This window comes from Pseudovibrio japonicus (genome assembly GCF_014651595.1).
GTDB lineage: Bacteria > Pseudomonadota > Alphaproteobacteria > Rhizobiales > Stappiaceae > Pseudovibrio > Pseudovibrio japonicus.
Map to the genome: position 1 here is coordinate 553031 of NZ_BMXE01000003.1, position 11986 is coordinate 565016.

Annotated in this window: 13 protein-coding genes; 6 read left to right on the forward strand and 7 right to left on the reverse strand. The window is 52.4% G+C overall.

The features are described 5' to 3' along the window. Positions 1–20: 20 nt before the first annotated feature. The 5 genes from IE076_RS11030 to IE076_RS11050 all read right to left on the reverse strand — a co-directional run bounded on the left by IE076_RS11030 (position 21) and on the right by IE076_RS11050 (position 3914). A complete protein-coding gene (locus IE076_RS11030) occupies positions 21–365 on the reverse strand; it encodes a nucleoside triphosphate pyrophosphohydrolase family protein (RefSeq protein ID WP_189436812.1) in 345 nt (114 codons plus the stop codon). A gap of 75 nt (positions 366–440) precedes the next feature. Next, positions 441–1718 carry a vWA domain-containing protein gene (locus tag IE076_RS11035; RefSeq protein WP_189436813.1) on the reverse strand — a complete coding sequence of 426 codons (1278 nt, stop codon included), beginning with the start codon at positions 1716–1718 and terminating at the stop codon, positions 441–443. Between the two features lie 8 nt (positions 1719–1726). Next, complete coding sequence (locus tag IE076_RS11040) at positions 1727–2686, reverse strand: AAA family ATPase (protein WP_189436814.1); 960 nt, start codon at positions 2684–2686, stop codon at positions 1727–1729. 108 nt (positions 2687–2794) lie between these two features. Next, complete coding sequence (locus tag IE076_RS11045) at positions 2795–3598, reverse strand: tRNA1(Val) (adenine(37)-N6)-methyltransferase (protein WP_189436815.1); 804 nt, start codon at positions 3596–3598, stop codon at positions 2795–2797. A 91-nt stretch (positions 3599–3689) separates the two neighbouring features. Continuing rightward, positions 3690–3914, reverse strand: a complete 225-nt coding sequence (locus IE076_RS11050) for a putative signal transducing protein (protein WP_189436816.1) — start codon at positions 3912–3914, stop codon at positions 3690–3692. Positions 3915–4109: 195 nt separating this feature from the next. Between IE076_RS11050 and IE076_RS11055 the strand changes: the two genes are divergently transcribed. The 6 genes from IE076_RS11055 (at position 4110) to IE076_RS11080 (ending at position 9192) form a co-directional block, all read left to right on the forward strand. Then, the gene (locus IE076_RS11055; RefSeq protein ID WP_189436817.1) at positions 4110–5123 is read left to right on the forward strand and encodes a polyprenyl synthetase family protein; all 1014 of its coding nucleotides are present in this window, start codon (positions 4110–4112) and stop codon (positions 5121–5123) included. Between the two features lie 787 nt (positions 5124–5910). Beyond that, a complete protein-coding gene (locus IE076_RS11060) occupies positions 5911–6120 on the forward strand; it encodes a cold-shock protein (RefSeq protein ID WP_189436818.1) in 210 nt (69 codons plus the stop codon). A 58-nt stretch (positions 6121–6178) separates the two neighbouring features. Continuing rightward, positions 6179–6352, forward strand: a complete 174-nt coding sequence (locus IE076_RS11065) for a hypothetical protein (protein WP_189436819.1) — start codon at positions 6179–6181, stop codon at positions 6350–6352. A 485-nt stretch (positions 6353–6837) separates the two neighbouring features. Continuing rightward, positions 6838–7047, forward strand: a complete 210-nt coding sequence (locus tag IE076_RS23085; RefSeq protein WP_189436820.1) for a cold-shock protein — start codon at positions 6838–6840, stop codon at positions 7045–7047. A gap of 262 nt (positions 7048–7309) precedes the next feature. After that, a complete protein-coding gene (locus IE076_RS11075; RefSeq protein ID WP_189436821.1) occupies positions 7310–8452 on the forward strand; it encodes a D-alanine--D-alanine ligase family protein in 1143 nt (380 codons plus the stop codon). Between the two features lie 341 nt (positions 8453–8793). Next, complete coding sequence (locus IE076_RS11080) at positions 8794–9192, forward strand: GFA family protein (protein ID WP_189436822.1); 399 nt, start codon at positions 8794–8796, stop codon at positions 9190–9192. A gap of 111 nt (positions 9193–9303) precedes the next feature. Here IE076_RS11080 and IE076_RS11085 read toward each other — a convergent pair whose 3' ends face one another. Together IE076_RS11085 and IE076_RS11090 are read right to left on the reverse strand one after the other, a co-directional pair. Next, positions 9304–10185 carry a 4-(cytidine 5'-diphospho)-2-C-methyl-D-erythritol kinase gene (locus tag IE076_RS11085; protein ID WP_189436823.1) on the reverse strand — a complete coding sequence of 294 codons (882 nt, stop codon included), beginning with the start codon at positions 10183–10185 and terminating at the stop codon, positions 9304–9306. A gap of 22 nt (positions 10186–10207) precedes the next feature. Then, complete coding sequence (locus IE076_RS11090; protein WP_209009034.1) at positions 10208–11914, reverse strand: tetratricopeptide repeat protein; 1707 nt, start codon at positions 11912–11914, stop codon at positions 10208–10210. Positions 11915–11986: the final 72 nt, after the last annotated feature.

Below are 11986 nucleotides of genomic sequence, written 5' to 3' on the forward strand. Positions count from 1 at the left end.
CAACTGGCTTTTGAGGCCGGTCAGCTGTGTTTTTCCATAGCCTGATCCGATTTGCTCTGGGTTGGCAGGTGGGCCATCCATTTACGGCGGATGCCTTTTTCCAGATCCAGATTGTTGCGGTCAGCATAAAGCAGAAGATGGGCGAGCAGGTCGGCGGCCTCATTTTCTTTTTGCGTGTGCAGCTCGGTTGGTGTTGCCGCACCTGCACGGCCACGACGACTGGCTTTCATATGGGCGGCGGTCAGCTCACCCAGCTCTTCCTGAAGTTTGGCCAGATACCAGACCTCGTCGCGGTTGATGTTAAATCGCTTGGCGTAGATATCGGAAACTGTTCTTACAAGGTGCAAAAGTACTTTAAGTGTCATGGGAATGGACTAAGTGGTTGTGCCTGCCATGGTCTTTTCATGGTCATGCTGGTGGTGTGTTGGGTGAGCGAACTCCTAGGGGTAATCCGCAGGGCTTTTAGGCGGGATGCTCTGGAGAAACTTCGGGGTGGCATCATATGCACTGTCTATACGCTTGTCATTCAGGGCGCGGCAAAGATCACTGACCGCATCCAGTGAATGGATTGCACGAAACTCGTCGACGTGAGGCAGGATTGCCTGAATGCCACGGGCCTTGGCTTCAAATTCATCGTATCGCAGCAGCGGGTTGAGCCAGATCAGTCGTCGGCACGACCTGTGCAGGCGGTCCATCTCGACGGACAGCTCGTCAAATGCTTCCCGCTCCAGTCCATCGGTGATGAGCAAGACAACGGGTCCGCCATGGCTGACGCGTCTGAGCCATGTGCGGTTGAAGGTCTGCAGGGAGCTGGCGATGCGTGTGCCGCCTGACCAGTCTTCAACTTCATCGGTGCAAGCGGCGAGGGCTTCGTCCGGGTCCTTCATGCGTAGGGCGCGGGTGATGTTGGTCAGTCGGGTGCCGAACAGGAATGTATGCGTTTTGCGTTTTTCCGAGAGCGCGTGGAGGAAGTGCAGCATGATGCGCGAATACTGGCTCATGCTGCCGGAGATATCGCAGAGGGCGACGATGGGTGGGTGCACGCGCGCAGGGGCTTTGTGTTTGAGGTCGATGATAGACCCGCCTGCTTTCAGTGTGGCGCGCATGGTTCTTCTGGCGTCGACCTGTTTGCCGGGCGTGTGTGAGTGCACTGGTTTGAAGCGGCGTGAGCGGATTTGATCTGCTGGCATGGTGAAGTGGGCGAGGGATCTGCGGGCCTGTGCAACCTCCTCAGCGGTCATCTGGGCAAAGTCCTTTTTCTGCAGGACTTCCTTTTCTGAAACGGTGAAGCGGGCGTCCACCTCAATCAGCGGTTTGGTTTCTTTGGCCTCACGCTGTTTGGCGGCCTCAAAGGCATTGGCGACACGGGATTGGGCGGCGCGCGGTTTTTCTGCCTCGCGTTGTCCTGCCGGGGCGACGGGAGAGAGCAGAGCCAGCATCTTTTCGACAAGGCCTTTGCTCTGCCAATACAGGCGGAAGGCCTCATCAAAGACTGGTTGCTGGTCGCGTTTATGGACGAAGACAGCATGCAGGGTCCAGTAAAGGTCCTGCTTGCTCTCAATGCCGTTGATGGTCACTGCGCTGACGGCATCCACCACAGCAGACGGCCCCGCAGGCAGGCCTGCTTTGCGCAGGGTCCTGGCAAAATGCACGATGTTTTCGGTAATGCGCCCATGGGGTGGGCGCGGGGAAGGAGTGGGGCCTTGGGTGTCCGGCATGGGCACAGCTACAGGGTCTGGGCGGGCATGTTGCCGGCAACGGAGGCCTGTGAGTTGGCGTCCATACGGATTTCATCAAGGATCGCGCGGGTTCTGGAGCCTTTGATGCGGTCGATGTCTTCCTGATATTTGAGCAGGACGCCAAGCGTATCCGAGACCATTTCCGGATCTAGGGCGACCTCCTGCAACTCAGTCAGGGCCGTTGCCCAGTCTAATGTCTCTGCGACCCCCGGCTTTTTGAAGAGGGCCTCGTCCTCGCGCAGCTTCTGCACAAAGGTGACGACTTGTGCGGAGAGATCGGCGGCGGCATTGGGCAGCTTGGTTTGGACGATTTGCAGCTCGCGCTCGGCAGTCGGGTAATCGACCCAGTGATACAGACAGCGGCGCTTCAGGGCATCGTGGATCTCACGGGTGCGGTTGGTGGTGATGACTGTGATGGGCGGCTCTTCGGCTTTGATGGTGCCTAGCTCGGGGATGGTCACCTGACTGTCGGCTAGCACTTCCAGCAGGAAGGCTTCGAAGGCCTCATCGGTGCGGTCCAGCTCATCAATCAAGAAGATCGGAGCGCCCAGTTTTGTGGTTTCGAGAGCTTGCAGGACCGGGCGCTTGATCAGGAAGCGCGGGCTATACAGGGCGGTGCTGAGGTTCTCGCGGTCGACGCTGCCGGAGGCCTCTGCCATGCGGATCTCCACCATCTGCGCGGCGTAGTTCCACTCGTAAACGGCGGAGGTGACGTCCAGCCCCTCATAACACTGCAAGCGCACCAGCGGGCGGTTGAGGGTTGCGGCAAGGACCTTGGCGATCTCGGTTTTGCCGACGCCAGCTTCTCCTTCCAGAAAGAGCGGGCGTTGCATGCGCAAGGAGAGATGGAGCACTGTTGCGAGCGAACGATCTGCCAAATACCCGCCAGAACTTAAGAGCGTGAGGGTTTCTTCGATTGAGTTTGGTAGATCAACCTTACTGCTCATACGTATTCCGCTCCCGCGTATTTTTTAGGGTCTTGAGCGCTTCAGTTGCGCCTTATGATCATAATAGGCAGAAAAACGTATATTGAAAGCAGATTGTTGGCGGGTGACTTAGCGGTTTGAGAGACCTAGTCCCATTCCGTCGCGCATGACTGTTGTGGCTTGCGGTGTGAAGGCGCCTCCTGCTTCTTCGTGCAGGGTGAAGCCGGGCAGGATCTGCAGCGGTGCTTTGCTGGCTGCAACGGCGCGCACAATGATGCGGGTTGCAGGGGCGTTTGCTGTGGGGCGGATCGGGATTATGTCGATGGCCCCGAAGCGGCGCTGCATAGGGCCGAGGAGGTCCTGCAGGCCATCTGCGCGGAAGATGATGGAGAGGGTTCCGCCGTCTTTGAGCAGGTCCTTGGCGGTCTTGATCCACGGTTCGATGCCGCGTTCGTCCAGCGCATGAGCCGGGGCGCGATCTGAATGTGGTGTGACGCGGAAGCGGGCGCTGTCGTAGTATGGCGGGTTCATGATCACGTGATCTGCGATGGATGAGCCCAGACCGCTTTGATGGCGAATGCTGCCCTTTGCGGTGAGGTTGGCTTCCAGAATCGAAACGCGATCAGCAAAGCCCACATTTTCTCGTAGGGATAGTCCTTTGCGGGCCAGTGCTGCGGTGACTGGGTCAAGTTCCACACCAACGGCTTTGATCTGCGGCAGGCGGTGGGCAGCGCAAAAGGCTGCGGTGCCGACGCCGGTGCCCAGATCGTAGAGCGTTCCGGTGGTGCCATCGGGCAGCGAGGCGGCCAGATAGACCGCGTCCAGGCCAGCTCTGTGACGGCCTTTGGCTGGTTGTTCCACCATGACTTTACCGCCAAGGAACTTGTCCCGGGTGATTTGCTGCTGAGATTGTGGTGTTTCAGGGTTGGTCATGGCGGTGCCGGATCAAGAAAAATCGCAATGACGCACTGATACAGGCTGCCGGGTTTCATGCAATCCCTATTGTTTATCTAGCGAGAAGTATTCACGCGTCTTTTAGATAATGCTCAAGTCCGGAATCGCGCATGATCTGGCAGGCTTCGTCGAACCGGTCGGCGTCCACCATGATACGGCGTGGCAGGAAACCAAGAGAGCCATCGAGGATGCTCATGTTGGTGTCTGCGACAAAATACATGATCTCTGCTCCCCCCAGCAACGCTTCGAGATGTGAAATGAGGACCGGATCTGTTGTTCTGATGAGTTCTTCCACGTTGGTTTCCTCTTGGTGGGAGCTGGCTATTTGACTAGAAATTATGCAGGTTGAGGCTCATATTGGCAAAAAAACCAATTGTGATTGGTAAATTATTCATTGGACACCACTTTATTGGCAGCAAATTCTTACTAAAGCTTGCCCGAACTGACCTACACACCTATTGTCCCGTTGGAATCAAAATAGAGGTATCCCGTGGGCGTAGTTGGTCTTCAATCACAGACAGCCAAACCAGCTGGAATTCAAAGGCTCGTTGAGCTTGTTTCTGGTGACATGGAGAAGGTGAACGAGCTAATCCTCTCCAAAGCCGGTTCTAACGTTGAGCTGATCCCGGAAATTGCGCGCCATCTGATTGATTCAGGTGGAAAGCGGTTGCGCCCGATGCTGACACTGGCGTTTGCGCAGATGTTTGGCTACGAGGGCAAGGGACATGTCATCCTTGCTGCATCTGTAGAGTTCATGCATACGGCAACCCTGCTGCATGATGATGTTGTCGATGAAAGCGATATGCGCCGCGGTAAGCTGGCAGCACGCAAGCTTTGGGGCAACCAGGCCAGTGTTCTTGTGGGTGATTACCTGCTGGGGCAGGCCTTCAAGATGATGGTTGATGTGCACTCGCTGGAAGCGCTGCGCATTCTGTCTGAAGCTTCCGCGATTATTGCTGAAGGGGAAGTGCTTCAGTTGGGTGCAGCTCAGGATACCACAACGACCTTTGAGACCTACCTGCAGGTAATTGAGGCCAAGACCGCTGCTTTGTTTGCAGCTGCTTGTGAAGTGAGCCCTGAGATTGCCGACAAAGGCGATGAGATGCGTGCTGCTGCGCGCAAGTTTGGCCTTGAGCTTGGCTATGCCTTCCAGCTGGTTGACGATGCGCTGGATTATGGCGGCGCGACCGTTGATCTTGGTAAGGACATCGGCGACGACTTCCACGAAGGCAAGATCACACTGCCCGTCATCTATGCCATGGAGCGTGGCAGCGATGAGGACAAGGCGTTCTGGAAGCGTTGTCTGGAAGATGGTGACATCAAGGACGGCGATCTGGATCACGCAATCAAGCTGCTTAATGAGACCGGCGCATTGGCTGATACCGTTCAGCGTGCCCGCGACTACGGCGCCTCCGCCATTGACGCCCTGTCCAGTCTGCCTGATGGCCCTGCCAAGGTGGCTCTGAAAGATGCCGTCGACTTCTGCATCGCCCGCGTCAGCTAAGCTGGCAAGAGTTTCAAGACTACCTAAAGCGCCGAGCATTGCTGCTGCGGCGCTTTTTTATTGGATGGTTTTTGAAGTGAAGAGCGTTTTTCGTGGTGTAAGGGCTCACTGCGGGAGAGGCATATGGATGCTCATTGGATCGAGGTGCCCTAATCCGGAGCAGTTTGTCTCGTTCATGCATTTGAATAGTGAGGGTGTGGGACAAGCCGATCGTTTGCTGTAGGTGCTAAAATAAAAAATTCCAGAGATCCTGTTAGTCGCGAAGTGCTTGCGACGGACATTCGGATGTTTCTATCAAGAGTTGATACTATCTACGAAGAGAATTTTTTGAGTACCCGAGTGGGAGTCTTTGTGCTTGGCCTCATATCTCACTCCTATCGTTGTGATCATGGCCAAAATACTCTCTTATTCAATTCAATCGATCTGCCATAAAGTGTCGATGACGAACACTCTAAATAGACGTAAGTATCTTTTCAAAAGTCTGGTATTCCTCACTGTAAAAATATTTATTATTATCAAAATAAAATCTTGTAAAATTATATGAATTTCTTGCGATCATGACGTATTACTATTTCGTTAACTATAGAATATTCTACATAAATCGCCTATTTATTTGACATCAGATCAAAAAACAACTATCAGTGCGTCGTACGTTTACAGCCATCATAGGCTATCTTTTCTGCGGTTTGCTAAGCTTCCCCTGATTTTGAGAATGTTGCGCCCCATGTACATATCGAACATGGGCTACACGCCCGCTTAATTTCGGGTATAGTTACAAGGTACAAAAATGACAATCGGCACTGTAAAATTCTTCAACTCCACAAAAGGTTTCGGCTTCATCTCTCCTGATGATGGTGCAAAAGACGCGTTTGTTCACATTTCAGCTGTTGAACGCGCTGGACTTATGGGTCTCGAAGAAGGCCAGAAGGTCTCCTATGAGCTGGAAAATGGCCGCGATGGCAAAGTTTCAGCTGTGAACCTACAGCTGCAAGACTGATAAAAGATCAGGGCTACACTTATTGTGTAGCCCTAACTCTGACAGAAAGGCCCTCAATATGCCTAGTATTTCAATATCAAGCGCTAAAGATCGTTTTGCTGCGATCGAAAAAAGCAAGAAAAAAGCACTTACCGATGAAGAAGAGCGGGCAATGAAGGTAAGCGAAAAAACGTCTCGCCTTAAAGCACTACGTCTTGCTAAAGAAGCTATTGGTAAAGAACTTCTCCGTTGATGAAGCAGATCACTCTGTGAGCGGCAGTCAGCGTTGAGACCTAAGTTTTTTAGGGGTGCTGGAAGATGCTGCAAATATGATCACACAGCACTCCAGTGCGACTATATTTACCCAAGAGACCTAGTCTGACAAACGGGGCCATTCCTTTGGCCACAGTGTAGGGCATCGCTCAAGACGAAAAATCACGCCCTGCTGTAATTGAAAATAGATCTCTTCCAAATTATAATAATTGTTATGCCTTATCCCACTTAGCTTGATCTAATGGCAATAAGAGCAAGTTTTAGTTTACACAATCCATGTGCCTATACGCACCTCCTGACCAGATCAACTAAAGCCATATTAAAGTTGAATTTCGTTGAAACAGTATGTCTGGGTGTGCAATATGTATACAACGAAATATTGCTTTTCATGAGGTAGTATTTTCGGACCAAGCGACCGTACATAAGTACTGAACCGTTTTTGGTCATTACCGATTGCACCCCAAAATGATCAATGGTTCCGTGAAATTCTTTAATTCTGAACAAGGTTTTGGTTACGTTCAGGAAGAAGGCACCAATTCCCAGTTTCGCGTCCTCCGTGCTTCCTTAACTTGTGCTGGTATAAAGAAACTGGCTGAACGGCAAAAAGTACGTTTCGATACGCTTACAAATCCCGTGAATGGGAAAGTCGAAGTCAATAATATCGAAATTGTGTAACTAGCGGTATTCCCCAGTCGCGTATCTTCAGTACCGTTAGCACGTGTAACAATCAGCTTAGTAACTTGCATATTCATTATGCCACGGCTGCATCCGGCATTTCGTGCAAACCCTTAGTGCTGTGAAATCAGTTCCCTTAACCAGCACTGTGGGCATCCACTTATTCTTTATCAGTCAATCATCCTCGTCACGTCCTGTGCTCTGAACGAAGGGCCGGCAATCTGCTCATCAACTGATGACTGAGCAGCGAAAGAACGATCTAATGACAAAACGAACTGATCTTGCTCAAGTTGGCTTAACTGCAGAAGTAATTGGCCCTCTCCAATTTTCCAATTCAGTTGCGAACAACAACCATCAGCAAAATTCTCAGGAACAAACCCCAAAACTAAAAAAGCACATTGCCATCGTCGCAACCAGTACACATGAATTGAAAGAAACCGGATTTGGTTCGATCGAAACATGTCGCCATTTTTACAATGTTCTGAAAGACAAATACCAGACGGTCAGGTTTCACGAGATCTCATCGATGTCTGGTTTAAGCGATGTTGTTACGTCTAAGCCAGACCTTGTTGTCCTTTGCAACAAGTACTTTCTGGATGTAAGTGACAATACAAAAACTTGGTTTTCAGATTACTTCTCCGAGCACGCAATTGCCTTTACTGGATCAGATCGCAAGAGCCTGGAGTTCGATTCCAATAAAGGAAAGGCCAAGGCGGCTATACAAAACCACGGTATTGCGACTGCAAAGTTTTTCCAGACCAGCCCCGGCCAGTTCGAAACAGAGGACAAGCTTCCTCTTTTTCTTCCTCTTTTCGTTAAGCCGATAGATGCCGCCAATGGAAATGGAATAGATGAAAATTCTATAGTTCGTGACTTTGAAAGTTATCAGAACAAAGTCAAAGAACTTTTCGAAAGCTATGGCGCAGATGTTCTGGTCGAAGAGGTATTACCGGGGCGAGAGTTTACGGTTGCAATTTTCGACGATCCTGAAAGCGGCCTAAGATCAATTATGCCAGTAGAAATCATCGCCCCTATGAACGAAAAGGGAGATCGGGTACTAGGATGCGCTGCAAAGCAGCAAAATCATGAGTTGCTCAGAACTATTACCGAACCCACTTTGAGCGCTGTATCCGAGCTTGCAGGCAGTGTCTTTACGGCATTAGAGGTTAAAAGTTTTGGCCGTATCGACATCAAACTCGATACCGAAGGAAAGCCTAACTTTCTTGAAGCAAACTTGGTGCCGGGCATGGCGCCCGATTCAAGCTACTTCCCGCGGGCTTGCTCTTTGCAACATGGATCGAAGTCGAAGAAAGACCTGCCGTCAGCAATGACGTATTCTGAGGTTGCTTTGAAGATCGTTGAACTTGGCCTCAGTCAAATCAACACATCGCAGCAAGTGAGCTAACTCCAGCTGCTTGCTAGGCGCTCCTTGGCCTAAAGAGCTTCAGTAGCGCCCGCTTCCTCTCCTCTAAAACGTGCTGAATGGGATCCATATGTAGTTGAAAGCTAGCTATGGGGTGCCGCATTGGGTCCAAGCCAATGTCCGCGAAGGTTACACAGTAACATACTGCTCGAGTGCTGAGTTTTCGTATGATGAATAGCAACTAAGGGCTCAAATCTGCATCTGCGTTTTCTGGGTGATATCATTGATGGTGAAGCAAGCAAATGCATGGACGAATGATCTGAATCACCCTAAGCTCACGCGGTACGTAAAAGCACCTATTTTGAGCTGGGGAGTGGGAAGCAATGCATCTTACCGGGAAATGCCTTTGTGGGTCTGTCAAGTTTGAAGCGCAGTCTGATGGAGAGGCAGCGGATCGCTGTCATTGCAAGATGTGCCGTCGTTGGGGCGGTGTTTATGACTCTGTGTTTGTGCCGAGTGAGACGGTTCAGATTGAAGAGGGAGAGGACCTGATTAAATGGTATGAATCTTCCGATTTTGCCCGTCGTGGGTTTTGCTCCAACTGCGGCTCAAACCTGTTCTACCACGCTGATCGGCATAAGGACTTCTCTCATCTTTATGCGGTTTCCGTAGGGACACTTGATGAGCCCACAAACCTGCGCGTGAAGAAGCATTACTTCTGTGCGTCAAAGGGCGATTATTATGAAATTGAAGACCAGCTGGAGAAGCTCGAGACCTACTAGGCGTTCCAAGTTTGTGGCGACCGGAGGGTAGCACCTCTCGTCAGCTATGGGCTTGATCCTGCCCGTAGCTGATGAGAGAGGAATTACACTTTCTGATACGATAGCGTCAGGTTAAACCCGTGCGGCCTTGATCCACCAGTTGCTGCGGATTTCATGCAAGTGTCGGGCGATTTTTTCGGCGGCTTCCAGTGTTTCGCAGAGGGCGAAGCAGGTGGCGCCGGAGCCGGACATGCGGGCGAGAAGGGTTTCTGGCTGGGAGGCGAGAAGGTCGAGGACCTCCGAGATTTCCGCAGTCTGTGAGATGGCCGGTTTTTGCAGGTCGTTGCGGCAGGTCTTGAGCCAGTTGGCCAGCGCCTTAATGCTTTCAAACTCTTCCGGCATATCTGGAAGCGGAGAATTGTCTTTCTTTTCCAACGCTTTGAAGATGGCTGGGGTGGAGATCTCAATCATGGGATTGACCAGCACCATGGCACCGGTTGGGAAGTTCATTACCGGTTCAACCACTTCGCCAATGCCACGGATGCGGGCTGGCTTTTCTTCCAGACACATGGGCACGTCAGCGCCAAGGGTTAGCGATAGATTGGAGAGGTCTTTGGGCGCGGGCGAGGCGCCCCAGAGTTTTGTGAGGGCGCGCAGCGTTGCGGCTGCATCGGCCGAGCCGCCGCCGATGCCTGCTGCAACTGGCAAGGACTTTTCCAATTCGATCAGTGCGCCTGATGAGGTTGGAAGGTGCTCTGCCAGTAATTGGGCAGCTTTGTAGACCAGATTATGTGCCGGGTCGCCCTGGATTTTCTCCGAGAACTCACCAAAGATTTCCAGCGAGAGCTGCGGGGCTGGTTTGACTGCTACCACATCCCCCAGTTCCGGAAAGACAACCAGACTGTCCAGTGTGTGGTAGCCGTCCTCCCGCTGTCCGGTAATATGGAGCGCAAGGTTTACCTTGGCACGGGCCAACTCCTCAACCAGTGCTAGTTTTGTATCATCAAAGGTCATCGCTATCTGATCGTTTTATGAATTACTTGTTGTCTGCAGAGCTTGCCAGTCCAACAGGAACAGCGTCTTTCATTCCGTTCTCGATCTTGTCGAGAATACGTGCCAGATCTTCCGCTTCCGGCTCAAGGTCGCGCGCATGGTTCCACTTGTAGCGTGCTTCCAGCTTGCGGCCGATCTGCCAGTAAGCGTCGCCCAGATGGTCGTTTATGATTGGATCATGGGGGCGCAGGGAGACGGCACGTTCCAGCTTTTCGACAGCTTCTTCATAGCGGCCAAGGCGGTAGTATACCCAGCCCAGACTGTCGACGATGTACCCATCAGTCGGGCGCAGGCGCACTGCGCGTTCGATCATTTTCTGGGCTTCATCCAGTTTCAGACCGCGATCCACCAGGGAGTAGCCGAGGTAGTTCAGGATCATTGGCTGCTCTGGTTTCAGCGTCAGCGCTTCGCGGAAATCTGCTTCGGCGGCTTCCCACTTATCCTGCCGTTCGCGGGTGATGCCGCGGAAATAGAGCAGGGTCCAGTGGTTTGCCTGAATTTCGTTGATGGTGCCAAGGCCCTGATTGTAAGAGCTTTCAGCCTCTTTGAAGAGGGAGTGGCCACGCAGCACGTTGCCCAGTGAGGTAATGGCTTCCAGATCCGTCGGGTCGGATTCCACCAGCTTCTCCAGATGGGCGCGTGCTTCTTCCAGATTGTCCAGAATGTTGTAGTGCAGGGCGATCTGGATCTCGGTTTCGCGCTTCATTGGTGAGTTGTCTGATACGGCAGACAGGTACTTAATGGCGCGCTCGTTATCGCCAAGCTGCTCAAACAGGGAGGCCAGACCAATGAGGGCAGAGTCATTGTTTGGATTGAGGTAGATGGCAAGCTGCAAGTAATTTGCGGAGAGCTCTTCGCCTTCCTTGCTGACAGCAATGCCCAGACCGTGGAGTGCTTCAGCCAAACCTTCTGCGGGTGTTTTTGCAACCCGCTCAATAACTTGCCCGCTCTCGATTTTCTCTCTCAAGGTCACCAGAAGTGGGTGGCCGGGAATGAGCTGCTCGTATTCGGCGATGATATCAAGCGCTTCCTGCTGCCGGCCAGAGGCGGCCAGCATGCGGGTGTAGGAGAGAGCGTTGCGCAGGGCGCCGCGGTCAATCTCGTAGGCTGCTTTGTAGAACTCAGCGGCCTGACGCGGGTTATTGTTGTATTCTGCTAAGAGGCCCGCATTAAAGTTGATGAAGAGCTCAAACCAATTTGCGCCGGTTGTCGCAGTCAGGTCTTCGATGGCTTCTTCGGTCTTGCCCTGACCGGCTTTTTCCCATGCGGAGACAAGGGCAAAAGTCAGGTGAGATAATGGGTTTACGTTCTGCGCGACAGTGCTGGTCATGTCGGCGTTGAAGTTACCTTCGTGTATACGCTGAACGTCGATGGCGAGCTGGGCGAGGAAGTGGTCCCTGTCTTCTGCCAGAATGCGTTCAGCCAGTAGCTGTGCCGCGGTGACATTGCCATTGGCCAGGGATGTGACAAAAGCGCGGTCGAGAATGTAAAAATTATCGGGATCGCGTTGCAATGCCGCGGTGAAGTAGTTGGAGGCAGCGGCCAGATCCTGCGCGAGCAGGGCGCTTCGTCCTGAAAGGTAACTTCCTGACAGGGAACTTGCCACAGGAAGGGGCTGCGGGCTTGCCTTGACTCTTTTGGCGGCGACAAGTGGCGAACCCAACATGACAAGTGCCAGCGCTGAGGCCATGAATGCCTTTTTCGAGAAACCGCTTTTACTAACAGAATGATAGGGTATACGGCCATTGTTCTGAGCAGAAGC